Origin of the sequence: Herbaspirillum camelliae (assembly GCF_001929405.1) — a bacterium.
Lineage (GTDB): Bacteria > Pseudomonadota > Gammaproteobacteria > Burkholderiales > Burkholderiaceae_D > Herbaspirillum > Herbaspirillum seropedicae.
This window is the reverse complement of the sequence record NZ_KV880769.1, coordinates 1093143-1117568: the sequence shown is the minus strand read 5'-3', so window position 1 is coordinate 1117568 and position 24426 is coordinate 1093143. Positions and strand designations below refer to the sequence as shown.

Annotated in this window: 23 protein-coding genes; 4 read left to right on the top strand and 19 right to left on the bottom strand. The window is 62.7% G+C overall.

The annotated features are described in order from the left end of the window. Window positions 1–50: 50 nt before the first annotated feature. From BGK68_RS05125 to BGK68_RS05085, 9 genes are all read right to left on the bottom strand, one after another. Window positions 51–896: a DMT family transporter gene (locus BGK68_RS05125; RefSeq protein WP_075256178.1), complete on the bottom strand. Its 846-nt coding sequence runs from the start codon at window positions 894–896 to the stop codon at window positions 51–53. Further along, the gene (trmB, locus tag BGK68_RS05120) at window positions 893–1570 is read right to left on the bottom strand and encodes a tRNA (guanine(46)-N(7))-methyltransferase TrmB (protein ID WP_075259683.1); all 678 of its coding nucleotides are present in this window, start codon (window positions 1568–1570) and stop codon (window positions 893–895) included. Before trmB ends, BGK68_RS05125 begins: the two co-directional genes overlap by 4 nt. Before the next feature lie 128 nt (window positions 1571–1698). Further along, the gene (locus BGK68_RS05115) at window positions 1699–1956 is read right to left on the bottom strand and encodes a BTH_I0359 family protein (protein WP_075256177.1); all 258 of its coding nucleotides are present in this window, start codon (window positions 1954–1956) and stop codon (window positions 1699–1701) included. A gap of 423 nt (window positions 1957–2379) precedes the next feature. After that, window positions 2380–3129, bottom strand: a complete 750-nt coding sequence (locus BGK68_RS05110) for a response regulator (RefSeq protein ID WP_075256176.1) — start codon at window positions 3127–3129, stop codon at window positions 2380–2382. A 134-nt stretch (window positions 3130–3263) separates the two neighbouring features. Next, window positions 3264–5546 carry a sensor histidine kinase gene (locus BGK68_RS05105; RefSeq protein WP_075256175.1) on the bottom strand — a complete coding sequence of 761 codons (2283 nt, stop codon included), beginning with the start codon at window positions 5544–5546 and terminating at the stop codon, window positions 3264–3266. Continuing rightward, window positions 5543–6181 carry a DUF4390 domain-containing protein gene (locus BGK68_RS05100; RefSeq protein WP_198937162.1) on the bottom strand — a complete coding sequence of 213 codons (639 nt, stop codon included), beginning with the start codon at window positions 6179–6181 and terminating at the stop codon, window positions 5543–5545. The genes BGK68_RS05105 and BGK68_RS05100 overlap by 4 nt, the downstream gene beginning before the upstream one ends. Beyond that, window positions 6178–7497, bottom strand: a complete 1320-nt coding sequence (gene rsmB, locus BGK68_RS05095; protein WP_075256174.1) for a 16S rRNA (cytosine(967)-C(5))-methyltransferase RsmB — start codon at window positions 7495–7497, stop codon at window positions 6178–6180. The genes BGK68_RS05100 and rsmB overlap by 4 nt, the downstream gene beginning before the upstream one ends. Before the next feature lie 187 nt (window positions 7498–7684). Continuing rightward, on the bottom strand, window positions 7685–8029 hold the full coding sequence (locus BGK68_RS05090) for a DUF1840 domain-containing protein (protein WP_013232157.1): 345 nt from the start codon (window positions 8027–8029) through the stop codon (window positions 7685–7687). A 170-nt stretch (window positions 8030–8199) separates the two neighbouring features. Next, window positions 8200–8736 (bottom strand): hypothetical protein, encoded by a 537-nt coding sequence (locus BGK68_RS05085; protein WP_075256173.1) that lies wholly within the window; start codon window positions 8734–8736, stop codon window positions 8200–8202. A gap of 134 nt (window positions 8737–8870) precedes the next feature. Between BGK68_RS05085 and BGK68_RS05080 the strand changes: the two genes are divergently transcribed. Next, window positions 8871–10877 carry an OPT family oligopeptide transporter gene (locus tag BGK68_RS05080; RefSeq protein WP_075256172.1) on the top strand — a complete coding sequence of 669 codons (2007 nt, stop codon included), beginning with the start codon at window positions 8871–8873 and terminating at the stop codon, window positions 10875–10877. 39 nt (window positions 10878–10916) lie between these two features. On the opposite strand, the gene BGK68_RS05075 is transcribed toward BGK68_RS05080, so the two are convergent. From BGK68_RS05075 to BGK68_RS05040, 8 genes are all read right to left on the bottom strand, one after another. Further along, window positions 10917–11858, bottom strand: a complete 942-nt coding sequence (locus tag BGK68_RS05075; RefSeq protein ID WP_407645627.1) for a phosphatidate cytidylyltransferase — start codon at window positions 11856–11858, stop codon at window positions 10917–10919. A 17-nt stretch (window positions 11859–11875) separates the two neighbouring features. Then, complete coding sequence (locus BGK68_RS05070) at window positions 11876–12496, bottom strand: lysophospholipid acyltransferase family protein (RefSeq protein ID WP_083657727.1); 621 nt, start codon at window positions 12494–12496, stop codon at window positions 11876–11878. Window positions 12497–12515: 19 nt separating this feature from the next. After that, a complete protein-coding gene (locus tag BGK68_RS05065; protein WP_075256170.1) occupies window positions 12516–14441 on the bottom strand; it encodes a phosphatase PAP2/dual specificity phosphatase family protein in 1926 nt (641 codons plus the stop codon). Then, window positions 14438–16189 (bottom strand): bifunctional alpha/beta hydrolase/class I SAM-dependent methyltransferase, encoded by a 1752-nt coding sequence (locus tag BGK68_RS05060; protein ID WP_075256169.1) that lies wholly within the window; start codon window positions 16187–16189, stop codon window positions 14438–14440. The genes BGK68_RS05065 and BGK68_RS05060 overlap by 4 nt, the downstream gene beginning before the upstream one ends. Then, the gene (locus tag BGK68_RS05055) at window positions 16186–16800 is read right to left on the bottom strand and encodes a CDP-alcohol phosphatidyltransferase family protein (RefSeq protein ID WP_083657726.1); all 615 of its coding nucleotides are present in this window, start codon (window positions 16798–16800) and stop codon (window positions 16186–16188) included. The genes BGK68_RS05060 and BGK68_RS05055 overlap by 4 nt, the downstream gene beginning before the upstream one ends. Before the next feature lie 186 nt (window positions 16801–16986). Next, window positions 16987–17391, bottom strand: a complete 405-nt coding sequence (locus BGK68_RS05050; RefSeq protein WP_083657725.1) for a magnesium chelatase subunit ChlI family protein — start codon at window positions 17389–17391, stop codon at window positions 16987–16989. Window positions 17392–17640: 249 nt separating this feature from the next. After that, window positions 17641–18141, bottom strand: a complete 501-nt coding sequence (locus BGK68_RS05045) for a hypothetical protein (RefSeq protein WP_075256168.1) — start codon at window positions 18139–18141, stop codon at window positions 17641–17643. Window positions 18142–18311: 170 nt separating this feature from the next. Then, window positions 18312–18869, bottom strand: coding sequence for a hypothetical protein (locus tag BGK68_RS05040; protein ID WP_075256167.1), 558 nt, complete (start codon window positions 18867–18869; stop codon window positions 18312–18314). Between the two features lie 925 nt (window positions 18870–19794). Here BGK68_RS05040 and BGK68_RS05030 point away from each other — a divergent pair. The 3 genes from BGK68_RS05030 to BGK68_RS05015 all read left to right on the top strand — a co-directional run bounded on the left by BGK68_RS05030 (window position 19795) and on the right by BGK68_RS05015 (window position 23419). Then, a complete protein-coding gene (locus BGK68_RS05030; protein ID WP_158035417.1) occupies window positions 19795–20931 on the top strand; it encodes a reverse transcriptase domain-containing protein in 1137 nt (378 codons plus the stop codon). Between the two features lie 330 nt (window positions 20932–21261). Continuing rightward, window positions 21262–22002 (top strand): hypothetical protein, encoded by a 741-nt coding sequence (locus BGK68_RS05025; RefSeq protein WP_075256164.1) that lies wholly within the window; start codon window positions 21262–21264, stop codon window positions 22000–22002. 253 nt (window positions 22003–22255) lie between these two features. Beyond that, window positions 22256–23419 (top strand): hypothetical protein, encoded by a 1164-nt coding sequence (locus BGK68_RS05015; protein ID WP_143432949.1) that lies wholly within the window; start codon window positions 22256–22258, stop codon window positions 23417–23419. A 17-nt stretch (window positions 23420–23436) separates the two neighbouring features. On the opposite strand, the gene BGK68_RS05010 is transcribed toward BGK68_RS05015, so the two are convergent. Continuing rightward, a complete protein-coding gene (locus tag BGK68_RS05010) occupies window positions 23437–23700 on the bottom strand; it encodes a helix-turn-helix domain-containing protein (RefSeq protein WP_075256161.1) in 264 nt (87 codons plus the stop codon). Window positions 23701–23790: 90 nt separating this feature from the next. Beyond that, window positions 23791–24081, bottom strand: a complete 291-nt coding sequence (locus tag BGK68_RS05005; protein WP_075256160.1) for a helix-turn-helix domain-containing protein — start codon at window positions 24079–24081, stop codon at window positions 23791–23793. Window positions 24082–24426 lie beyond the last annotated feature (345 nt).

Here is a 24426-nt window from a genome sequence, read left to right as displayed (position 1 = left end):
CGATGAGAAACGCCGGGATCACTCCCGGCGTTTTTCATGGTGCTTGCGGCTCAGTGGTGCGTACCCAGCACGATGGTCCCGGCCACGATGACCACGCCGGACAGCACGCGCCGCAGCGTGAGCCGTTCACCCAGGAACAGTGCGCCGATCAGCAGGGCAAACAGCACCGAGGTTTCCCGCAGCGCCGAGACCATGCCCATGGGCGCCAGCGTCACGGCCCAGATCACGATCCCGTAGGCCAGCAGCGACATCACGCCCCCGCCCAGTCCGATCCAGGTTTCGCGCCTTTCCAGCGCGACCGGCCAGCGGCCATGCCGGCGCTGGTAGATCACGGCCAGCGCAATGCTGTCCAGCACGAACAGCCAGCCGGCATAGCTCATGGCATCGCCCGCCAGGCGCGCTCCGATGCCATCGGTGATGGTGTAGGCGGCGATGAAGGCGCCGGTGGCGAAGGCGGCCAGCGGGCCGGCAAGATGTTCACGGCTGCGCATGGCGCGCAGGTCGGCCAGGCTGACGATGCCCAGCGAGACCAGCAGGATGCCGATGACCGTGTACAGTCCCAGCTGCTCGCCGGCGAACACGGCCGCACCCAGCGCCACCAGCAGCGGCGAGGAACCGCGCGCAATCGGATAGGACTGGCCGAAGTCGCCGATCCGGTAGGCACGGATCAGGAACAGGTTGTAGCCGGTGTGCAGCAGGCCGGAGAGGACGATGTAGAACCAGCTGGCCGGTTCCGGCAAGGGCCGCCACAGGAGCAGCGGAATCGCGCCGATGCCCGCCCCCAGGGTCATCAGCGCCAGCGAGGCCAGGCGGTCATGGCTGCTCTTGAGCAAGGCGTTCCAGGACGCGTGCAGCAGGGCTGCCGCCAGCACCAGGGCGATGACGGCGATAGTCATGCGGTGCGCACCGCATCCAGATCGGCCTGGCAGCGCCAGAGCGCGTGACCGGAGGCCAGGTACTTGCGTTCGAAGGGGGTGATGGGGCTCTCGGGCATCCACGCCTCGGCCTGGATGCGCTGTTCGCTCAGCTGGCTCAGGGCGGCAGCGAATTCCTCGACATAGATACGCCAGTTGCTGCGGCATTCGATCTGGCCGCCCAGCGCGACGATGGCGGGAAAGACTGCGTGACCCTGCCAGCGCCGCGCCAGGTGGCCGATCTTCGGCCACGGATTGGGATAGAGCAGGTAATGCCGGGCCGGACGTACGCCCGCCTGCAAGGCCAGCCGCCAGTAATCGACCAGGTCGGCGCGCACGAAGCAGAGGTTCTCCGGTTCCGGGCCGTCCCATTGGGTATTGCGCGCCAGGCGGTCGGCGGACTGGTCGATGCCGATGACGAAGTGATCCGGATACTGGCTCGCCAGATGCAAGGTGGACAGTCCTACGCCGCAGCCGGTGTCCAGGATCAGCGGCGCCTGGCCGGCCGCGCGCCAGGCGGCCATGCTGGCCTCGAAGGCGCGCAGGTTGTAGTCGGTGACGGGCTTCCTGAAAGGATGGGCGGCGTGGCGCGCTACCAGGCCGGCCAGCTGTTCATGCACGCCGGTCTGGGCGCTGCTGATGGGAGACGAATTCACGGAGCGGAGGATGGACGGCAAACCGCCATTTTAACGGACGATGCCGACAGCTTGCCGTCATCCTGCTGACGCCCAAAAAAAACGCCGCGCTGTGGGCGCGGCGTGCCTGACGAAGACGTGCTGGCGTGTCAATGCAGCGTCATCGGATGGCGCATCATCACATCGTAGCGGCTCAGGAAGTTGTCGATGTCATCCATGGTTGGCTCGGAGGCAATCAGTTCCTGGACGTCCTTGCGGAACAGCTCGGCTGCCGGGCCGTCGATGTAGATCTCGCGCTGGCCGGACTTGTCCATGATCTCGTAGCCGCCGAAACGCAGGGCTTCGTGGTCGGTATCGGCACCGAATTCGACGACGCTGTACTGCTCGCTGTTGTAAATCAGGTTCATAGTGACTCCTTATGCTGGAATACTGCTTCGAAAAGGAAGTGGCGCCTTCACCAAGAATTTCAAGACCCTGAAGGGCCGCGCCGCATGTGCATCTCTGCTACCTCGATACAGCTCCCGCTTCGAGCGCCCACGTGGCGGACGCTCCTGATACTGGTTACGGCAGGGCCGGACGGAACTTTTGGGCGGCCTGCCATTTCCTTTGCTGCCATGTCACCTGCCAAGAGTAGATGAAATCCTTTCCTGGAAGTTCATCGACCTCCCCGCCGGCCAGGCTGCGCATTGCAGCAGGGCAAGCTGGCATGTGTCCAGAATGCCGCGATGGGCGCCGGATGACTATCAGGAAATTTCTGACGGATGACATGCAGGCCAAAAACAAACGGGACCTTGAAGGTCCCGTGAGTCTTTATGACGATGCTGTCGCGCTCAGTGATTCTTGCGCGCCAGCTTGCCCGGTTCCACGCCGAGCTGCTTGAGCTTGCGGTAGAGGTGGGTGCGTTCCAGGCCGGTCCGTTCGGCCACGCGGGTCATGCTGCCGTTTTCGCGCACCAGGTGGTACTCGAAATAGGCGCGCTCGAAGGCGTCGCGCGCTTCCCGCAACGGCAGGTCGAAGGAGATGTTGGCGGCATTGTCGGCGACCTGGCCGAAGGGCGTGCTGGCCGTGGTCCCATGGTGCAGCGGTTCGCCGCCCAGGGCCGGGGCGTAGGCCGCCACCGGGGCCGCATGTTCCGGGGTGTGCAGGCTGTCGACCGTGCCATTGACCACGGCGGCCACGGGAGCCGGCCGGTAACCCGCCGGGCGCACCGCTTCGCGGCTGTGCGACAGGCCTTGCTGCACGGCCTTGAGCAGCTTCTGCAGGGCGATCGGCTTTTCCAGGAAATTGAGCGCCCCGATGCGGGTGGCTTCGACGGCGGTGTCGATGGTGGCGTGGCCGGACATCATGATGACCGGCATGGTCAACAGGCCATCGCGCTGCCACTCCTTCAACAGCGTCACGCCGTCGGTGTCGGGCATCCAGATATCGAGCAGCACGAGGTCGGGGACGCCGGCCTGGCGAAGCTCACGTGCCTGCTGCGCGTTTTCCGCAGTGGTCACGACATGTCCCTCATCGCCCAGAATTTCTGAGAGCAATTCGCGGATACCCATTTCGTCATCGACGACCAGGATGTTAGCCATGTGCTGCTTTCCTCGCTGCTAGTTCATTGTCCAAGTGTTCGATCCCTTCCGGCCGCTCTGCCCGATACTGTGAGCGTCTTGATGAACTGCCGGTTCCCCCGCCTAGCGCCTTCGAATCTTGAGTCGTGTCGCATTTAATCAACAGATGCTAACTTTACCAGCAAAATTACAATTTTTGCGCCTCTCCCATCGGTACGGTTCTGGATATCGATGCGACCGCCGTGTTCTTCGACGATTTTCTTCACCATCGCCAGCCCCAGACCCGTCCCTTTGCTCTTGGAAGTGACATAGGGTTCGAAGGCGCGCGCCAGGATCTTGGCCGAAAAACCGGGGCCATTGTCCATGATCGACAGGCGCACCGCCGGCTGGCGCTGGCCGTCGGGGCCGGCAATGTCGATCTGTTCGGTCAGCACGTCGATGCGCGGCGCCACCTCGCCTTCGTCGGCGACGGCGTCCTGGGCGTTCTGCAGCAGGTTGTGGATGACCTGGCGCAACTGGGTGGCGTCGCCCATGACCTTGGCCATGGAGGGCGCCAGGCGGGCGTGGATGGCGTCGCGGCCGTCGCCGGCCAGGTAGAGGTTGAGGATTTCCTCGATCAGCGCATTGAGGTCCAGCGCCACCGGCTTGACCGGCGGTGTGCGGGCATAGTCGCGGAAATCGTCCACCATGCGCTTCATGGCCGTGACCTGGTTGACGATGGTGGTGGTGCCTTTGTCCAGGATGGCGGCGTCGGCCGGCATGAGCTTGTCCGAGAGGCGGTGTTGCAGGCGCTCGGCGGAGAGCTGGATGGGCGTGAGCGGGTTCTTGATCTCGTGCGCCAGGCGGCGCGCCACTTCGCCCCAGGCAATGGAGCGCTGGGCCGAGATGACATTGCTGATGTCATCGAACACCACCACATAGCCCACGCCGTTTTCCACCGGCAGGTGCGAGCCGCGCGCCAGCAGGGTCAGCTTGTCGTGGTCCGGCTTGCCGCCTTGCTCGTCACCGTCGTCGAACATCGCGCCGGGCTGGCGCGAGAGTTCGAACTGGCGCTGCCAGTGCAGCCCGTCCGGGGTGGTATCGCTGCTGTGCTGGGCCAGTTGTTCGGAGAAGGCGCGGATGACCGCCTGGGCGAACGGCGCCTGGGCCTCGATGGTCTGCAGCGGCGTGCCGATCTCGGCCGAGAAGTCATGGCCCAGGATGCGGCGTACCGAGTCGTTGGCGCTGAGGATGTTGAATTGTCCATCCAGCACCATCACCCCGGCTGACATATTGGCCAGCACCGACTCCAGGTAGGCCTTGGCGTTTTCCAGCTCGGCCCGGTTCTTTTCCACCGAGGTGCGAGCCTCCAGTAGCTGGCGCGTCATGATGTTGAAGGACTGGGTCAGCGTGCCCAGTTCATCGGAGGTGCTCACGATGGGCCGGGGCGAGAGGTTGCCTTCGGCCACCGCCTTGGTCCCTTCGGCCAGCAGCAGCAGCGGCTTGGCCAGGTCGCTGGCGATCAGGAAGGCGCTGGCGATGGCCGCGAAGATGGCCAGCAGCAGCGTGAGGGTCAGCGTGACCAGGTAGATCTTGCGCAGGCCCGAGCGCGACACCGAACGTTGCTGGTACTCGTTGTAGGCCAGGCGCAGGGTCTCGGCGTTGCTGGCCAGGTAGTCCGGCACCGGTTGCAGGATCTGCAGGTAGCGCGTCTCGCCTTGCAGCGCCAGGGCCCGGCTGGGGGCCGGCACCAGCACCACCACATGCAGGCGCAGGTTGCCCTCGGCGTCGGACCCGCCGCTGGGCGGCCGGCTGTCATCGCTTTCCACCGCCGAGAAGGCGCGCGAGACCCGCGCCTGGCGCATCGCCTGGGTGCTCGGCAGGATGGGCGTGAGCGAGCCGATGGAGCCGCCCACCGTGCTCATGACCTGGCCGCTGCCGTTGACGATGGTGATTTCCATGTTCTGGTCGCGCTGGCGCGACAGATAGGTCACCTGTTCGGAGTCGCTCATGTCGGAGAGCTCCTGGGCCATGCCGCGCGCCCGCGAGACCAGGTCCGAGAGCGAGGAGTCGAGCGCATTGCGGCCCAGGTTCAGGCCCGATTCCAGCGCCGCTTCCATGCGCACGTCGAACCACGACTCGATGGAGCGGGAGACGAACTGCACCGACATCAGGTAGATCACCGCCCCCGGCAGGATGCCCACCAGCGCAAACATGAGCACCAGCCGCGCCAGCAGTCGGGAGCCGAACTTGCCGCGCCGGTAGCGCTTGTAGAGCCGGCCCAGCAGCAGCAGCACCAGCCCCAGCAGCGAGATGGCGGCCAGGCCGTTCAGGAACAGCAGCCAGGGGTAGTGCTGCTCGAAGAGGGCGGAATTTTCGGAGGCCGAGGCCAGCAGGAACAGCAGGATGCTGATGACGCCCCCGCCGACCACCAGCAGATAGCGTAAGGTGCGGCTCATTCGGGTTTGTAGGTGAATTCGATCCAGTCGGAGGAGAGCCGCCAGTCGCTGTTGTTGAGCGCGTTGACCTGGAAGGGCTTGGGCAGTTGCGCCACGTCCAGCCGCATGCGCAGGCCGACGTTGTAGTTGTCGCCGGTCTTGAGGGTATTGTTGTCGGCGATGAGCCAGCGCGGCGGACGGCGGATCAGCGTGAGGGCGTCATCCAGGTTGGTGAAGCTCTGCTGCAGCTGGCCGCTGATGGCGGTGTGGTACTGGCGCGTGAGCACGTTATAGGACAGGCGCACCGTACGCGTGGCCGACACGCTGCTTTCGTCGAACCAGTACCAGCGGCGCCGGGTCAGTTGCACGTCGGTGGTGAAATAGAGTGGCACCCCGCGCGAGAGGGCGTCTTCCAGGCCGCGGTTCAGATCGAAGTCATAGGACACCGACAGCCGGTAGCCCTCGTCGCTATGCTCGATGCTGGCCTGGCTGACCGTGATTTCGGCGGCCCGGGCAGGATGCCAGGCCAGCGCCAGCAGCAGCGCCAGCAGCGGCAGCAGCCACGCCAGCAGCCGTGATGGAGGGCGGCCCAAGGCCGCAGCGGGCCGTGCGCTTTGCCGGTGGGAAGGGGCGAAGTCCGATTGCGTCAAATTCATGCACCAGGTTTTTGGAACAGCGCATAGAACAGACCATCATGGTCGGCCGTCTCGCTGGCGGTGGGCAGGAGTTGGCCGGGTGCGGGCAACCGGATGGCGTTGTGCTTTTGCGCGAAGGCGACTGCCTGCTGCTCCGATTCCTGGGGCCACAGCGAGCAGGTTACCAGCAGCAATTTACCATCGGGTCGCAGCATCTGCCAAAGCTTGTCCAGAATTTGAGCGGAAAGTGTTGCAAGCTGCGCGGTGTCGGTCTTGCGGCGCAGCCAGCGGATGTCCGGGTGGCGGCGCACGATGCCCGAGGCGGTGCAGGGCACGTCGGCCAGGATGCGGTCGAAGGGCTGGCCATCCCACCAGTCGTCGGCACGGGCGTCGCCGGTGGTCAGGCGCGCCTTGAGCTGGAGTCGATCAAGGTTCTCGGCGATGCGTTGCAGGCGGCGGGCGTCGTGGTCCAGCGCCTGCAGGTCCAGATCGGCCAGTTCCAGCAGATGGCCGGTCTTGCCGCCTGGGGCGGCGCAGGCGTCCAGCACCCGCATGCCATCGGCCACGTCCAGCAGCGGCGCGGCCAGCTGGGCGGCGGCGTCCTGCACCGACACCACGCCTTCGGCAAAACCGGGCAGCTGCTGCACCGGCACCGGCCGTTGCAGCCGCACCGCCGCCGGGCCGACCTGGCGCGCGGCCATGCCAGCCTGTTGCAGGGCGTCGAGGTATTGCGCCACCGTGGCGCGACGGCGGTTCACCCGCAGGGTCAGCGGCGGGGCCTGGTTGCCGGCGTGCAGGATGGCTTGCCATTGTTCGGGATAGGCCGCCTTGAGACGGTCGATCCACCAGGTCGGGTAGTTCCAGGTGCCGGGCGGGGTCTTGGTCGCCTGCGGCATCAGGGTGGCGCGTTCGCGCAGCAAGCGCCGCAGGATGGCATTGACCACGCCCTTGGCGAAACTCATCTCGGTGCTGATGGCGGCGGCCTGCACGGCCTGGTCCACCACGGTGAAGCTGTCGTAGCCGGCTTCCTCTTCGTTGACCAGCAGCGCCAGCGCCGTCACCAGCAGCCCATGCAGCACTTCCGGCTGGGGCGGCTGGTTGGCCAGCAGGCCCAGTAGGCTCTCGGTCAGTCCCAGGCTGCGCATGGCGCGGTAGCTGAGATCCTGGATGGCGCCGCGCGCCGGTGCTGGCGCATCGCTGCGGCTGAAGATCTGCGCCAGCGCCTGCGGTAGCGCGTGGCCGGCCCGCACGGCGGCCACCGCCTGGGCGGCGTAGGCCAGCTGGTAGGCCAGGGAATCGGCCTTGGCGCCGGGAGGAAGAAGGGAAATCTGGATCACGTCGTTTGCTTGCTCAAGAGGGGGCGCGGGCGGCGTTTCGCGGGGGAAACTTCTGTGGCCACGGGCGCGGGCCGTCAGTGTAACAGCCCGTCCGGGGGGAGCGCCCAGGAAAAACGGCTGTCGCGGTGGATGATCGCGACAGCCGTTTCAGGTGGTGCGTGATGCGGCGATGGCCTTGCCGACGGTATCAGACGCCCCAGAGGATGTCGTAACCGCCCTTCTTGGCTTCGCGCAGCATGTCCAGCAGCGGATAGGCGCGGGCCGAGAAGCTGACGGCCTCGATCTTTTCGTGGTTGTGGTCGTCCACATCGGCGTTGTGATGGGCATTGACATCGCGGGCCAGGGCTTCGGCGGCTTCGTGGGCCTTGCTGGCGTTGATCTGCTGTTCCAGCGCGGCGATGGCTTCGCCGGCTTCGGCAGCGGTGATCACCCCGCGCGCGGGGTCCTTGTGCAACAGGTCCAGGATGGGTTTGGCGTGCGATTCATACATCACCACATCGGCAGCCGCTTTTGATTTGAATGTGATCAGCATATTTCCTCTGGGTCTTTGATTGAAAATGTTCTGGGCGCAGCCGGACGGGCCTGGCCTGGTGGAAATGCGCTGCAAAGCATCCGCATTCCTGCGGGACGCCCGTCTGGAGTCGCGGGCGAGCCCAAGAATACCCCGGTCACGCCGCCTTTGTCATCTTGCAGCGGGACCGTTCACGTTGGTTTGAATGAGCTGAAAAAGGTTTCCAGATTCTCATCAGTGAAGGATTTTTCTTCACCTACCATCAGGATCTGGTAGACCCGCCGGTCCCGGCTGGCCAGCCGCGCGGCCAGCCGCAGGGGCCGCCCGCGCGCCACGCCACGGGCCTCGAGGTCCACGCTGTGGTCCAGGCCCGCCGGCTTGCCCGGCCAGGCTGGCGCACCCTGGGCCTGCCCGGCGATATTGTTGAGCAGGGCGGTGCGCATAGCTGTGAGCGCCCGCTCGGCGGCGGCGGCGTCGGGCAGTTCGGCGGTGCCCACGGCGAAGGTGACGCCATCGACCTCGGCCGCGGTCATGCTCATCTCCACCCGGGGACCGTCCAGGTCGATCTCGCGGGTGACGCTGCTGGGCTTGGCCGGCAGCAGCACCACGAAATGCGCGCCGTTGTCGCTGCTTTCGCGCCAGTTGTAGCGCGGTGAACAGGCTTGCAAGACGATGGCGGCCAGCGCGGCCAGGCAGAGGGAAGCGGACAGGGCGGGTAAGCGGCGCATGGGATAAAGGCGTGGCCAGGGAGGGGCCATCATAACAAAGCCGCCGCAGGCCACAAAAAACGCTGTTGTCTGATGGCTCTCCGGCAATTCTTGCGGTATAAGAAGCCATTCCAACGCATTCCCTGGACTGATCTATGCAAAACGACAACCAAGCCGGCCTGCCGGAACTGACCCTGCGCGGCATGCTGCTGGGGGCCCTGATCACGGTGGTCTTCACGGCCTCCAACGTCTATCTCGGGCTCAAGGTCGGCCTGACCTTTTCCTCGGCCATTCCGGCGGCGGTGATCTCGATGGCGGTCTTGCGCCTGTTCGCCAACGCCAACATCCTCGAAAACAATATGGTCCAGACCCAGGCCTCGGCGGCCGGGACGCTGTCCTCGGTGATCTTCATCCTGCCGGGCCTGTTGATGATGGGCCACTGGCAAGGCTTCCCCTTCTTGCAGACCCTGGGCATCTGCGCCGCTGGCGGCATGCTGGGGGTGATGTTCTCCATCCCGCTGCGCCGGGTGATGGTGGTGCAGGGCGAGCTGCCCTATCCGGAAGGCGTGGCGGCAGCCGAGATCCTGCGCGTGGGCAGCGCCGACACCGACGGCGGTGAAGAGAGCCGCCGTGGCCTGCGCGACATCCTCTTCGGCGGCGCCCTGGCGGCGGGCTTCAGCGTGGTCGCCAGCGGCCTGAAGGTGTTTGCCGAGAGCATGAGCCTGTGGTTCGCCGCGGGCGCCTCGGCGGTGCGGCTGACCATGGGATTTTCGCTGGCGCTGGTGGGCGCGGGCTACATGATCGGCATCGTCTCCGGCATCGCCATCCTGATCGGGCTGGTGCTGGCCTGGGGCGTGGCCGTGCCTTACCTGACCGCTGTCACGCCCCATGCGGCCGACGTCAGCCTGGCTGATTTCGCCAACGGTCTGTGGAAAAGCCAGGTGCGCTTCATCGGTGCGGGCATGATCGGCGTGGCCGCGATCTGGACCCTGGCCACCCTGTTCGGCCCCATGGTGCAGGGCGTGAAGGCGTCGCTGTCCACGCTGGCGCGCCGCCAGCAGGGCAGCACCGAGCGCACCGACCAGGACATGTCGCCGCGCTGGATCGTGATCATCAGCCTGGCCATGATCGGCCTCTTGGCAGTGGTGTTCGCCTCCTTCCTGGCGGGAGCGCCGGTGTCGCCGGCGCTCTTTGCCGGGCTGGTGGTCTATGCGGTGGTGTTTGCCTTCGTGTTCGGCTTCCTGGTGGCGGCCGCCTGCGGCTACATGGCCGGCCTGATCGGCTCGTCCTCCAGCCCGATCTCGGGCATCGGTATCGTCGCGGTGATCCTGGTGTCGCTGCTGCTGCTGGCCTCGGGCATGGTCGATACGCTGCTGGCCACCCCCGAGGGCGGCAAGCTGGCCATCGCCATCGCCCTGTTCGTGACCGCCGCCATCATCGCCGTGGCCGCCATCGCCAACGACAACCTGCAAGACCTCAAGACCGGCCAACTGGTCGGCGCCACGCCCTGGCGTCAGCAGGTCGCCTTGCTGGTGGGTTGCGTGGTGGGCGCATTGGTGATCCCGCCGGTGCTGACCCTGTTGTATAACGCCTATGGCTTCACCGGTGCGCTGCCGCGCGCCGGCATGGACGCGGCCCAGGCCCTGGCCGCGCCGCAGGCCACCCTGATGACGGCCATCGCCACCGGTATCTTCACCCGTGAGCTGAACTGGACCATGCTGACCGTGGGCGTGGTGCTGGGCATCGTGCTGATCGTCATCGACTGGCTGCTGGCGCGGCGCGGCGGCGTGGCGCGCCTGCCGGTGCTGGCGGTGGGGATCGGCATCTATCTGCCGCCCGTGGTGAGTAGTGCCCTGTTTGTGGGGGCGCTGCTGGGCTGGTTCATCGAGCGTGCGCTGCGTCGTCGCGCGCTGGCCGCCGGCGCCGATGTCGCGGCCTATGCCGACAAGCCGCGCCAGCGCGGCATCCTGGTGGCCTCGGGCCTGATCGTCGGCGAGAGCCTGGTGGGCGTGGTGCTGGCTGGAGTGATCGGCTTTACCGGCAAGGATGCGCCGCTGGCGCTGGTGTCGGGCAGTTTCGAGTCCATCGGTCAGTGGCTGGGGCTGGCGGCCTTTGCACTGATCCTGCTGGCGTTTGCGCGCCGGATCATGCCGGCGCGCTGAGATTGCGCCGGCAACTGCGCCTGGCCCACCGGGCCGGGCTCAGGGGACCCACCAATAGCGCAGGATGTGGAAGAAGATGGGCGCGGAAAAGCTGATCGAATCGACCCGGTCCAGCATGCCGCCGTGGCCTTCGATCATCGCGCCCCAGTCCTTGAGTCCGCGATCGCGCTTGATCGCGGACAGCACGAATCCCCCGAAGAACCCCAGGATGTTGATGGTCAACGCCACCAGCGCGGCCTGCCAGACATTGAAGGGCGTGATCCAGTAGAGCGCCGCGCCTACCGCCGTGGAGGTCAGCACTCCCCCCACCAGCCCCTCCAGCGTCTTGGAGGGGGAGATCTGCGGCGCCAGCTTGCGCTTGCCGAACAGCTTGCCCCAGACATACTGGAACACGTCGCTGGACTGCACCGTGAGCACCAGGAACACGATCAATTGCAGGTTGCGTCCCTCGAAGCCGGGGATGGCCAGGGTCAGCAGGGCCGGCACATGCGAGATGCAGTACACGCAGATCATCAAGCCCCATTGCACCTTGGCCGCGCGCTCCAGGAAGTGTTTGGTATCGGCCGACAGCGAGGCCGAGATCGGCAGCAACAGGAAGGCATAGACCGGGATGAGGATGGAGAAGAGCCCATACCAGTCCCTCCCGATGAGCACATATTGCAGCGGCAGGAAGACGAAGAAGCACCAGAGCAGCGCACGATGGTCGCCCACGCGGGTATAGGTCACCGAGATGAACTCGCGCAGCGCCTGCAGCGAAATGAAGGCGAACAGCACCACCACGCCGGTCTTGCCCATCCAGAACGCCAGCGCCAGCGCGCCGATCATCCACCACCAGGCCTTGATGCGGGCATTGAGGTTGTCGACGACGTTGCTGTTGCGTCCGGCCAGACGCCAGCGCAGCAGGCCGCCGACCGAGCTGGCCAGCGCGAGGACGGCGAATACACCGGCAAAGAGGGCGATGAGGGTATCTTGGGCAGTCATGGTCGATCCGTGCAGATTCATTCAGCGATGGGCGCCAGGTCGAGCAGCGCCTGGCGGGTGCGCGCCAGGAATTGCTCCTTGCTTTCACCGGCTTGCAGCATCAGGGGTTCGCCGAAGCTCAAGGTACACAGCAGGGGCAGCGGCACCAGATGGCCCTTGGGCATGGCGCGGCCCAGGTTTTCTATCCACACCGGCACCAGCTCCACCTCGGGATGGGCGCAGGCCAGGTGATACAGGCCGCTCTTGAACGGCAGCAGGCCATCGTCCAGATTGCGAGTGCCTTCGGGAAAGAGGATCAGCGACTCTCCACCCGCCAGCACCTGGCCCATTACGCCGATGGGGTCGGCGCTGCGCCCGGCCTGGCGGTCCACCAGCACGCCCCGGAACACCCGGTTGATGACATAGCGACGCAGCGCGCCCTTGAGCCAGTAGTCGGCGCCGGCCACCGGCCGGGTGCGCTTGCGCATGGCGCGTGGCAGCATGCTCCAGACCAGCACGAAATCGCCGTGGCTGCGATGGTTGGGGTAGTAGACGCGCAGCTTGTCCGGATCAGGCGCGGCAAACCAGCGGGCGCGCACGCCGGTGAGTACACGGGCGAATGTGCAGATGGCGGAAGCGAAGAGGCGGTCGATCAGCATAAAAGTCGGCAATCCAGGATCAGAAGATAAACAGCACGCCCAATGCACCCAGCCAGCCCCCGATCTGTCCAGCCAGGCAGCGGCACTGGTAGCGCAACAGCCGGCGCGCTCCGGCGGTACGGTCGGTCAGGGGACGTGTAGGCTCGGGTTGCTGGCCCAGGCCGCTCTCTCGGATGGCCACGTCAAAGGCCGCCAGATCGTCCGCGGGCGGGATGCCCTGCTCCCAGCGGCGCGCCCAGGAAGCGAAAAGGGGCGCATCGAAGGCGCAGCGCAGGGCAAAGACGTATTCGGCGATGCCGAACAGGATGGACATCGTCAGGGGTATCCAGAGCGACGGCGCTTCCGGCTGCGTGGCCAGCAGGATCAGCACCACCAGGGCGGCGATGGTGAGCATCCGGCTGGTGGCGTCCAGCGGACGGCTCAGTCCCAGCAGCGCTGCGGTGAGCTCGGCCTGATGGGCGGCCTGGTATGCGGCTTTCCGTGCGGCCTGTGGGTCTGCATGTGGGACATCGTGATGGGCCGCGTCGTTGGCGGCATCGCCACTGGGGCCCTGGCGCAGGTCGGGCATGGGATTCTCCTTGAGCAGGCGCTGTTCCACCTCCTGCAGACGTTCGCGCAGCGCAGCGTTGATGACCACCGCGGGCCGGCGTTCGGCCAGCAGGGCCAGGGCGGAAGTCATGTCGGGGCAGCGCCGGCTCAGGCACAGCCAGGCGGCCACCGCCCCGGCGCTGCGCGAATAGCCAAGGGCGCAGGCCACCAGCACCGGTCCGTTGCCGCGTAGGGATTCGATGCTGCGCGCAGCGGCCAGCAATTGATCGGCCTCGGGGGTGACCAGGTCCAGCCAGGCATGGCCGGCGTAGCGCCAGTGGCCACGCGGGGCGGGCAATTCAGCGCAGAGGTCGCACAGGGCCGCAAAGCGGCTTGCGCACATGCCAGCGTTGCCGGGCAGTGGGCCCAGCCAGACGTCATCGGTAATGGCGTCCGGCTGAGGATGGCGGCGCGTCCACAGGCGGGCATTGAGCCAGGCGCCCAGTGCATGCGGCGCCAGCAGCCAGGCGGCGGCCAGCGAGCGACGGCCGTCGCGCTTCTGGAAACCGGCGGCGCCGGCATAGGCATAGTTCCACGCCACCATGGCCAGCGCCAAGGCCAGCCAGCCCAGCGGCGCGGTCAGCGGGCGTACGCCGTAGGCCAGTCCCAGCGCCACTACCGCACCCAGGCCATAGGCCAGCGCCAGCCGCGTGCGGCGCGGACTGCCTTGGCCGTCGCGTTGCAGCGGCGTGGGGCCTTCGTCCGGCCACAGCCACAGGCAGAACAGGCCCAGCATGGCGCCGGTGGGAATGTCGATGAAGTGATGTTGCCAGGTGGTCAGCACGGACAGGCCGATCAGCAGCGCCCAGCCATGGATCAGCCAGCGCCAGGGCCAGCTTGCGCGCAACCGGGCGAACTGGACCCAGATCAGCACCAGCAGCGCGATATGCAGAGAAGGGGCCTGGTTATAGGGCAGGTCGAAGGCCGTCAGCGAGGCGAAGAGCGCGCCGAAGAGCCCGTCGGTGGCCGGGCGTTCGAAGGCAAAGCGTAGCGGGAACGCCAGAAAGCAGGCTACGGCGATCACCTGCGTGGTCAGCAGCCGCAGCGCGTGACGATCGGTCTGGCGGGCCGTGCGGCAGCACAGGAAGGAAAAACCGTAGAGCAGGTCGATGGACCAGTAGGGCAGGATGGTCCAGGGCAGGAAGGGGATGTGGCGCTCCCAGCCATAGAAGAAGCTGGGCACGCTGGCGCGTGCGGCGGCGGCATGGTTGGCCCAGCCATAGCTGAGGAAGAACAGCGGCCCCAGCAGCAGGAGCCAGGCCACGCCGCGCTTCCAGGGCAGCGACGTGGCGGGTGCGGCGGGTGCGGCGGGTGCGGCGGGTGCGACGGTCGCCGGCAGGTGCTCGGCCTGGCTCATGAAACCTTGCGCCGGGCCAGCGAGACCGTGAAGATGCCCCACTGGTCGATGCGCTGTTCGATCTTCTCGAAGCCGGCCTCGGCCACCAGCTGGTCCATCTCGGCCTGGGTGCGGCGGCGCATGACCCAGGCCTGGCCGCCGCGATGGCTGGTGAGGGCGCGGGCGATCATTTCCAGCTGCGGATGCCAGGGCTGGCCGGTGTAGATCAGGTAGCCGCCCGGGGCAATCGCATCGGCCATGCCGGCCAACGAGGTGGCCACGGCGTCGTTGTCGGGGAAGAGTTCATACAGCCCCGAGACGATGCCCACCGTCGGGCGCGGCGTGACCGCCGCCAGGCTGGCGCGGTCGAAGGCGTCGCCCTGGACGAAGCGGGCGATCTCGCCCAAGCCCTTTTCGGCGATCAGGGCGCTGCCCTGGCGTACGTTCAGCTCGCTGTAGTCGCGCAGCAGGATGGATTCGGGCCGGGGCCCGCTCTCCAGGGCTTCGAGCACGTAGCGGCCATGGCCGGCTGCGATGTCGAGCACCCGCAGCGGCTGGCCCTCGGCTTGCAGCTGCGCCAGCGCCAGGCGCAGCAATTGCTCGATATGCAGCTTGCGCTGGCGGATCCCCTTCCAGCCGATGGCGTCGAGGTATTGGCGGTCGATGGCGCGTCCCAGCGGCCCTGCGCCTTCGGGGCGATTGCGATAGACGTAGTCCAGCGTGCTGCCCGAATCGAAGCCGGTACGGTGTCCCAGCGCCACCCCCGCCGAGAGCAGGCCGCCCAGCTTGAGGTTGGCGCGATAGCCGGCCCAGTACAGTCCCTTGGGGCTCAAGGCCGGCAACGGCGCGGCCAGCGCCTGGGCTTCGTCGAAGGTGGGGCCGTGGCGGTGCGCCTGGCGCAGGTCCGGGCGCGACCAGGGTTGGGCGAACTGGCGCCGGATGAAGTCGCGGGCGAGGTCGGTGGCGATCTTGCGGTCTTTTTCGCCGAAGGTGTCATGGTAGAAGCCGGGCAGCACGTGCTTTTCCTTGGCCGTCGTTCCCAGGCGGTCGAAGAAGTCGTGCTGGGGACCGTGATGCACCACCCAGTCCGCGCCGGAAATGAGCAACTGGGTCGGGATGGTGATGGCCTGGGCATCGGCCACCACCCGCTCGGCCGCCTCGTACAGCGCCAGCAGGATGTTCACCGAGATCGGCCGGCTGATCAGCGGGTCGCTGTCGTAGGACGCCTGGCGCGCCGGATCGTGGGTGAGGTACTTGGCCTTGACGTAGCTGTTGACGAAGAAATTGCCGCGCAGCTTCTGCTGCAGCGCCAGGCCGGGTCGGGCGAAGGGGACGTAGAGCTTGACCTTGAAGGCCGGCGAGGCCAGCACCAGGCAGCGCACGCGCGGGGCATAGTCATGCGCCCAGGTCGATACCAGCACCGCGCCCACGCTTTGCGCCAGCACTGCCAGGTCTTCCTCGGCCAGTTGCCATTGCTGGCGCAGGTGGCCGATGAAGGTCTGCACGTCGCGCACCGAATCGGCGAAGCTGGGCGAATACCCGCGTGGTCCCGGTGAGCGGCCGTGGCCGCGCGCATCCCAGGCGTAGAAATCGAAGTCGGGGAGGTCGAGTTCATCGACCAGATGGGCCATGCGGCCCCCATGCTCATGGCCGCGATGGAACATCACGACGGCGCCGCGCCGTTCGGTGGCGGTCGCGGGCCAGCGGCGATAGAACAGGGTCTGGTCGTCGTGGGTGGTGAACTGGTGTTCCTGGACAGGTCGGTTCATGGGCGAGGGAGCGCGGCCAGGCCGCTGCGGATACGGTTGACGATATTGAGGAGGATGGCCACTGCCGCCAGCGGCAGCGCCCAGAAGATCCAGTCCGGCAGCGCACCGGCCAGGCCCAGCCAGAGGCCCAGCGCACCGAACAGGAAGGCGCGGTCGCTCTTGCCCATGGGGCCGTCGTATTGGCGCGGCGCGCCCACCATCGGGCCGAGCGCGCCGGTCATCTCGGAGACGGCCGACAGGAAGATCACCGCCCCCACGCTGCCCCAGCCGAACGGGGCCACCAGGGCAAAGGGCAGGTACAGCGCAGCGTCGGAGAAGACATCGGTCAGTTCATTGAGGTAGGCCCCCAGCGCCGATTGCTGGCCGAATTCGCGCGCCAGCATGCCATCCACGGCATTGAAGGCCATGCGCAGGAACATCCACAGCGGCAGCAGCAGGAACAGCGCCGGTCGTTGCGCCCCTTCCAGCCACAACAACCCACCCAGCGCTAGCGACACCAGCATGGCCAGCACGGTGACGGCATTGGCGGTGACGCCCGCGCCGGCCAGGGCGGCCACCATGGGCCGCAGCAGCGCCTGGAAGCGCGGTTTGAGTTGATAGATGCTGATCATGCAGCACCTGTGGCAAGGCGAAGGGAGTGAGGGTGTGGGAAAGGCATGCGATCGTCCGTTGTTATAGGTTTTGCTTTAGGGCCTGGACCTAGTTCTTGTTGTGCGCGGGCGCTCTGCCTTTGTCCACGCCGGCAGCTCTTCTGTTCCCGTTGAGGGTCAAGGTAACATGAAATAACCTGCACATTGTTACTCCATGGATAGACCGCGGCGGTACTGGATGGCTTCGGCCACGTGCTGCCGGTCGATCCGTTCGGAGGCGGCCAGGTCGGCCATGGTGCGGGCCAGCTTGAGTACCCGGTGATAGGCGCGCGCCGACCAGCCCAGCCTGAGCATGGCGGTCTGCAGCAGTTGCGCAGCGTCGGGCCCGGGCTGGCAATGACGGTCGATCTCCGCGCCGGCAAGGGCGCTGTTGGGTTTGCCCTGGCGGCTGATCTGGCGCTCGAAGGCCACGGCCACGCGGGCGGCGATGAGGGCGCTGGATTCGCCGCTGGCCTGGGCGGCCAATTCGCCGGGGCTCAGGGCGGCGACCTGCAATTGCATGTCGATGCGGTCCAGCAGGGGCCCTGACAGGCGCTCCTGATAACTGGACATCACCAAAATTAAACTAACGCCTAAAACGAAATAAATCAGGGACTTAAGGGGCGTGAGCTTAATGAAAAATCGGCCGAAATCGCCACAGTTGCGCTGATTTTTGTACTGAACTGAGAATTGTGTCCGAATAGCCCGATTTTTCGGCTATTCGGCGCCTGGTTCCCTGTATTGCCCTACGTTGCGTATAGGGAGATGTGAGGTGCATCCCCAGGTGGCTCTTTTATGTTTTTCGGTGCCATCGTTCACGGCTCAACCGTTCTTACGTTTTTTCTTCTTTTCGACGCTCTTTGCTGCTGCAAGGAGTGTTTTCATGACACTGGGATTGGCCTGGACCAGCCTGGTGTCCTCAGCCTCATAGCCGTACAGTTCCTTCAATGCCTTCACAACGCCGGCCGACCTGGAGAATCCGCCTTCGCAGTGGACCACTAAGGTGTGTACAGTCTGTGGAAGCGCTTTCACAAACTCAAGAATCCCCTCCGCATCCTCCTTGGTCATGGCGTCCGGAAGCTTTTCAGCTGCCCGTGCGGAGAGCTCCCCGAGGAAATCGACGTCTGCGAAGCTAAGCCTCAGGAGCTGCTCATACTCCGGTAGCTGGGCTGGGCCTTTTTCAGGTGCAGTGATGGAAATCATGGCTACGCCTGGTATTAGGGGGATTCGCTCGGCATCACCTCTACCCAGCGCGAATATCCGTCTGCCTTGTGTAGGCGGACGGTACAGCTTGGCGACGACATCTTTGACTCGGGTGTTCATGGAATGAATCTACTCTACCGGAGTGGATGTGCGTCAAGCCCTGGCAAGCCTTATTTCCCTTCGTTGGCTCCGCTTTCCACTGCTTCAACCTTCCGCTGACACATTTTTGGTGGGAGCATCCTTCGAAAAGCAAACGCGGCCCATCATCTGAGCCGCGTTTGGTCAACAGGTCATCGGCAGGTCGACACTTGTTTCAGAAGGAACTCCTGTTCTTTTCGCAGGGCAGCGAGCTTTTCGACCTTTTCCGGAGCCGGGGCAATGGTTTCTTTGTCATCTACCCGGTACTCACGGACGTAGGTGAGGTTGGCGATATCCTCATCGACCAGATGGAGACGCTTTTTGGCGAAGACGCAGTTGGGTGCTGCATCGGCGCTGGCTCGGAGCAACTCGATATCCTTCCGTGCATCTGCGAGCTCGGCACTCTTGGCTGCCAGTTGTTCGCCGGTTTGTTTCAGCATGACTTCTGCCCGCTCTGCCCTGGATTGCTCTTTTCCCACTTGTGAAGTCAGAGTCGCCACCTCTTGTGCCTTCTCAGCTTGCGCCCGGCTAAAGGCATTTTGGTACAGCAGTTCCCCGGCGACGTACAACATTGACGCGATAGCTGAGACTAACGCCAGTGCGAGTGTGAGATGCGAGGTCTTCGGGAGTTTGCGCTTCGGGCCTGTAGGCGGCTTTGGTGCTGGATTGGTGGCGGTAGGAGTAGCGGTGTGTTTTTGCTGTGTTGTCATGATTCTTTCCAAAGTTTGAGGAAGTGGGAATATGTTGCCCACGGGACAAGCGTACGGATTTCCCGGAACTCAAATGTGTCGGCGACCCCAGTCAAATTCCGGTATTTGAGTGAAGGACCGCCGTTTTAGCCTTCGCGCCACTTTTTTTTGATGTCTCAGAGGAAACATTTGCACATACGGACGTGCAGAAGTGTTGCTGGATGTAAGAGTTGACATTCCGCTCAGATAAACTCATCCACGTCAGGCTATAGTTGAGCTGTGGTAGCACCCAGCATGCATCTCTGCTGGTTGCGCTGCGCGTTACCCTGCTGCGACATGTCGCCCAAGCGAGCAATCGCGAGTGCGTCATCGGCGGAAACCGCGGTGAGCGCCTGACCTCGTATGAGGCAGTCAGGAACCGGGCAGCCGACGTAGGCCAAAGGGCGCCTTCTTCCCCAAGGATTGTCGGGAAGGCGAATAAGAAACGCGCAGGGCGGCCGGTGCGCGGGGAGGCGGGTGCGCCCGAAACGTCGACGTGCCGTAAGGACACGCCCACGCGCCTTTCTGGCTACTTTCGCGCTCTGCGCAGGGTGGCTGCCGCGATTCTGGTCGTATTTTCGATGAATATCGGAATGGAGGGCGATGGAATGAGAAGCATTTACATTTCGGCGGCGGCTGAGGTGGACGGGGTGGACCAGCATGCATCTCTGCTGGTTGCGCTGCGCGTTACCCTGCTGCAAAATGTCGCCCAAGCGAGCAATCGCGAGTGCGTCATCGGCGGAAACCGCGGTGAGCGCCTGACCTCGTATGAGGCAGTCAGGAACCGGGCAGCCGACGGAGCTTATGGTCGCAGGTCTTGGGGTTTCAGACGCCTGCGGTTCTCCTAATGACGAATGCCTTTTACAAAGCATTGTCCGTGGATGCGTTGCACGCATCTTGGAAGGACATGCTGACCAAATCCTCAGCGGCCTCTCGAAGAACAGAGGGTGTTGACGGCACCTCTATCAATGATTTTGACCAGAACGCATCGGCGGCCATACGTAGGCTGTCGGGCGAACTGCGGTCAAAAGAATTCCAATTTCAGCGGCTTAAGCCGGTGACGATTACGAAGACGAACGGTAAGAAGCGGGTAATTGCTATCCCGACTGTGAGGGACCGGATTGTTCAGCGTGCGTTGGTGAACTTCCTTTCTGAGAAGTACGCATTGAAGCTGGCGAACAGCATCAGCTACGGCTTTATTAAGAAGCGGTCGGTAAAGCAGGCTGCGCAGAATGCGGTGGCCATGAGGAAGGCGCATCCCTGGGTATTTAAGACGGACGTCACGGCGTTCTTCGACAATATTCAGCGGGATACGCTGAGGGTTGCTATTGAGCGGTTTGTGAAGGACAGGTCGCTGCATGGAATTTTGTTCCAGGCGATGGCGTGCGAGATTGACGATTCACGGCCGGCCGTAAAGAAGCGGGTGAAGGAACAGGGAATAAAGGCGGGCCAGGGTATACGCCAGGGGATGCCGCTGTCGCCATTGTTCTCGAATCTGCTCCTCCACGATTTTGATGCCGCCATCGAGAAGAAAAGATTCAGCGCCGTGCGATATGCCGACGACCTCATATTTTTCGGCAACAGCCGCACGGAATGCGAAGCGGCCGCAGAGTTTTGCCATACCGAGTTGCGCAAACTCGGATTGAGCATCCCTGCCCTGGATGCCCCGGACACCAAATCCTTTATATGCGCTCCCGCCGAGCCAACGGAATTTCTTGGGCTGGAGCTGGCACCGCACAGAGGTTCTTACTCGCTTCGCCTCTCTCAGAAGCAAATCCAATCCATCAGAGAAGACATGTTGAGTATGGGGAGCGCCGCAAATCTGCTCTCACAGGGCATCACGCTCAAGAACCTTGGACAGGTCCTGGCCGCCAAAAGCAACGGTTTCCTGGCTGCCTACGATTTGTGCGAGAACGTCGATGAGGTGAAGAACAACCTAGAAGATATTGAGCAAAAGACGCTGCTCGCTCTATATAAGAACGACCTTGGCATAGACACAAAGAAATTGTCGGCAGAAGCTCGGACCTTCCTTGGGCTGAAGTAAGCCATTCCAGAGTGGAAAATCTAGGCGGTTCTGTACCTCCTATAACCCCTCAACCCAGGATAACGGTGAGGACAACAGAACCGAGAGTACGACAGCACAATGAGCACCGCACTTCGCCGCCAAAGCCACGCCTATGGCGGGTCTTTACCAGAAAAAGGAGTGAAATCACTCAACTAAAGAAAGTCAGATACGTGATTTAGATAACACTAGAAGCATAGAGTGCTTCGATTTCACGTATGAGAGTTATTAATTTGGTGCTAACTCACACGTTGATTGTTGTAGCCCCCGAGGTGAGAATTCAGTCTGTTAGCGACTCTTCGGAAAGCAACCATGGCAACGAAAGTACAAGCAACACGTAAGCGCATGAAAATGGCTGAGCGGGCGCAGCAGCAACTTGAAAGGCACTTCCCGGACTTCGAACCGAGTTGGCTCTGGATTCGGACGGCGAACATTGGCTTCACGACGCTGCCCAGGACGCTGCCACTGGTGATGCAAGCTATTGATGACCAAAGCAAGTCCGGGCAGCCAGCTGGTCACACGCTCTTCTGTCTTTGGGCTCGGTCGCCAGACCACCCGCTTATCACCATCGAAAATCCAGCCACCTTCGCGGCCGAGGCGGGCTATGTAGGCGAGCGTGCGGTGAATACTTGGCGACGGCGCATGAAGCAGCTTGTCGACTTGAAGCTCATCATGACTAAAAAGGGTACTTCAGGCGACTTTCACTATGTATTGCTGCTGAATCCGAATGCGGCTATGGAGTACATGAATGAATGCGGATTGATTCAGGAGGGGCTGTACAACCGCTTCCGGGATAGGCTCGATGATATTGGCGCCGCAGGTGAGCTTTCGGAAATCCAAAGTTTCTGGCGCACACAACGAGAAGACCTGCAGGCTACCGCTGAAGAGGCTGGCGGCGGTAGTACAGGAGCTACGGCTCAAAAGGCTGTATCAGATGCCGCTGTCAAAAAAACGCTGGCACCAAAAGCTCCAGTTCGCACTGGACCCGCTCCGGCGCTGAAAAAGACAAAGATGCCTGAGCCGCCAGTGAAGAAGGCGCGGAAAAAATCATGACAATTCAACGCCATTCTCGGACTCCACCTCCGAATAAGCAGAGTCCGTACCTTGCTTTCAAAGATGACCGCTATCGGCTGATTGCGCTCGTTGCCCGCGATATCAAAAATATGGGCATAGCCGCGATGGTCGTATTTGGGCCTATCGCAACTTTGAAGATACCTGGCTTACTATCGCTACTTGGATTGAAGTAATTGCTGACGGCGGAAATGTTCGCGTCCGCTCTACCCAAATAATCTGACAGTTATCTCATATGGCTTATCGAAAAATGCAATCAAAAAAAGTACAAGGGCCTGCGAAAAAGCCGGTCACCTTATACAGCACTTTGGTTGCCGGTTTACGAATTAAATTCAAGTCTAGTGGGTTTCCCCGTAACCCAACTGTATTGGATTGTGGACTATTTCACGGACACTCGGATTTCCGTAAGCTCTTCGTAGAAATGAAAGGCGGCAATAGCATTTCACCTGTGATGGAGGTGGATTCCGAAGTGAACAATGGTGAAGAGCACAGGACGTCAGCACTGATGGGTCTAATCTCGGCTCATCTAGGTTGGTACCGAGTTATAGGCGATTTAGCAGGGAAGGACGTATCGATTAAGTGTCAATGGGGGGCAACCACAAAAACCCAAGAGGCGCGGAACGGAGCAGACTTTGGTGTGGTGATAGAGATTAAAAAAAATCCGCGCAAGCCTAAAGAGAGACTGTATAACGTCGCCTTTTTCCAAGCGAAGTTGGAATTGGAGAGAGCTAAATCAAACGAGGTTCAGATAAAGATATCACAGCCGCCCTCTGGATACAGCGCCGCCGCGGTAAAGGGAAAGGCAGATACAGCTTTGAGAAAATGGGTGGTAACCGGCGAACTAAATGTGAGTGAGGCCGAAGCAAATTCGCATCATCAAATCATGAAGCTTGCCATCTTAGATGCGAAATTGCGTGATGTCGACCTGAATAATAGTCGGAAAGCTAAGGGCCATAAGCACTCCTATGCGCACTATGCTGTCTGGCGACGTCAAGATAACGATGCCTTGGTCACGCCCTTGGAGTCGATACGTAGCTTCTGCGATGGCCGGTACAACCGTGATTTGGTTAAACGTAATAACAGTCCCAAGAAGAAAAAACCACCAGTGGCAGTCAGTACAACGTACACGTATAAGAAGACGGCGACTTCGTTTCCAGCTTTCATCTCTTCGGGCCAAAAGAGTAATGCCGAGGGATGGGCAACGATTGGCGAAAGCCGACTACCGAAAATTATTGAGTCGTGGCCTGTTCTTGGAACAAGTTGGATGATTTTTGAACAGGCAGATGGAACATTGAACAATGTCTTCAAGAACTCGGCTGAGTTGAGCGTGCTTCCAGCACTGGTCGGGATATTCGATATGCCCCAGATTTTCTCGCAGGGATTTACACACTCAAACTGATTCGCTGGGCTCGGTTCTCACTTCTGCAACTTCTCAATCGCAATCTGCACCTTCGTTTTGACAGTCGGCTCAGTGGGCTCCCACTCTGCCGGAACCGCATGTGCGGCCGCCTTGGGCACGATGACCATCTCGTAACCCAGTCGGTCGAGTACCGCCATCAAGGTGGTGACCTTGTAATCCGACTCCCCGCTAAGAACCCCGGTCAGCGTCCGCCTGGCAATACCGGCACGTTCCCGCAGGTCCTGCTGCGTTACCTTCTGTTTTTTCATTGCATCGCGCATGAGAGTGGCGATGTCTCCTAGGTTTCGCATAGATGTCTCTGAAATCTCAGTTCAGTGATGCGCAACAAAGTAGGATTTATTCGAAATATCCTACTTTGATGGCCATGTCTTTCCGTAAGCGCGGGCAAGCTTCATATCTTCGTTCGTGTCGCGACAGTTTTGGACGGCTTCCAGCGCTTCCCTGGTTTCCGCCTTGTCGGTCACAAGGAGATTCAGCCCCAATCCTTCAAGCACGGTGAACAGCAATTCGATGTTCGACGACTTCCCGTTCTCCAATCTTGAGAGCGCACTCTTGGAAATGCGGAGCTGGTCAGCGGCGTCAATAAGCTTGATGCCACCGCTGGTTCTGCGATGGCGGAGTATCCGACCCAGCGCCTCCATGCTTGATGCGTGTGGATGACTCTCCTCTTCCGCAGTCTTTATCGTCCTTCCCATAATTCCAACCTTCGGTGATTAATGACGCTGCCTGGCGGCGCCAAGGCAATTGGGTCTCATAAGTGGGAATAATGGCGCGGAGGCTTCATTGGCATCCCTCTTCTCTCGATACTATTTTAGAGGGAGGCCCGCTGAAAGCTAGTTGGGAGTGGCGTTATACCGCGTTATACCAACTTCGGATAATTATCCCGACTCGGGATAATTCTGGATAACGACGGCCGAGCGATGCGCTTTCGGAAACCAATCTGAAAATCCACGTACTTTTCGGACAAGCACACCATAAATCGAAGT

Coding starts and splice junctions, on each gene's coding strand:
- BGK68_RS05115 (WP_075256177.1), bottom strand. CDS start 1,956: ATGAACCTGATTTACAACAGCGAGCAGTACAGCGTCGTCGAATTCGGT.
- BGK68_RS05105 (WP_075256175.1), bottom strand. CDS start 5,546: ATGAGCCGCACCTTACGCTATCTGCTGGTGGTCGGCGGGGGCGTCATC.
- BGK68_RS05030 (WP_158035417.1), top strand. CDS start 19,795: ATGCTGACCAAATCCTCAGCGGCCTCTCGAAGAACAGAGGGTGTTGAC.
- BGK68_RS05025 (WP_075256164.1), top strand. CDS start 21,262: ATGGCAACGAAAGTACAAGCAACACGTAAGCGCATGAAAATGGCTGAG.
- BGK68_RS05010 (WP_075256161.1), bottom strand. CDS start 23,700: ATGCGCGATGCAATGAAAAAACAGAAGGTAACGCAGCAGGACCTGCGG.
- BGK68_RS05015 (WP_143432949.1), top strand. CDS start 22,256: ATGGCTTATCGAAAAATGCAATCAAAAAAAGTACAAGGGCCTGCGAAA.
- BGK68_RS05050 (WP_083657725.1), bottom strand. CDS start 17,391: ATGTCCAGTTATCAGGAGCGCCTGTCAGGGCCCCTGCTGGACCGCATC.
- BGK68_RS05070 (WP_083657727.1), bottom strand. CDS start 12,496: ATGCTGATCGACCGCCTCTTCGCTTCCGCCATCTGCACATTCGCCCGT.
- BGK68_RS05080 (WP_075256172.1), top strand. CDS start 8,871: ATGCAAAACGACAACCAAGCCGGCCTGCCGGAACTGACCCTGCGCGGC.
- BGK68_RS05085 (WP_075256173.1), bottom strand. CDS start 8,736: ATGCGCCGCTTACCCGCCCTGTCCGCTTCCCTCTGCCTGGCCGCGCTG.
- BGK68_RS05100 (WP_198937162.1), bottom strand. CDS start 6,181: ATGAATTTGACGCAATCGGACTTCGCCCCTTCCCACCGGCAAAGCGCA.
- BGK68_RS05125 (WP_075256178.1), bottom strand. CDS start 896: ATGACTATCGCCGTCATCGCCCTGGTGCTGGCGGCAGCCCTGCTGCAC.
- BGK68_RS05045 (WP_075256168.1), bottom strand. CDS start 18,141: ATGAACACCCGAGTCAAAGATGTCGTCGCCAAGCTGTACCGTCCGCCT.
- BGK68_RS05090 (WP_013232157.1), bottom strand. CDS start 8,029: ATGCTGATCACATTCAAATCAAAAGCGGCTGCCGATGTGGTGATGTAT.
- BGK68_RS05060 (WP_075256169.1), bottom strand. CDS start 16,189: ATGAACCGACCTGTCCAGGAACACCAGTTCACCACCCACGACGACCAG.
- BGK68_RS05110 (WP_075256176.1), bottom strand. CDS start 3,129: ATGGCTAACATCCTGGTCGTCGATGACGAAATGGGTATCCGCGAATTG.
- BGK68_RS05040 (WP_075256167.1), bottom strand. CDS start 18,869: ATGACAACACAGCAAAAACACACCGCTACTCCTACCGCCACCAATCCA.
- BGK68_RS05075 (WP_407645627.1), bottom strand. CDS start 11,858: ATGACTGCCCAAGATACCCTCATCGCCCTCTTTGCCGGTGTATTCGCC.
- BGK68_RS05055 (WP_083657726.1), bottom strand. CDS start 16,800: ATGATCAGCATCTATCAACTCAAACCGCGCTTCCAGGCGCTGCTGCGG.
- BGK68_RS05005 (WP_075256160.1), bottom strand. CDS start 24,081: ATGGAGGCGCTGGGTCGGATACTCCGCCATCGCAGAACCAGCGGTGGC.
- BGK68_RS05065 (WP_075256170.1), bottom strand. CDS start 14,441: ATGAGCCAGGCCGAGCACCTGCCGGCGACCGTCGCACCCGCCGCACCC.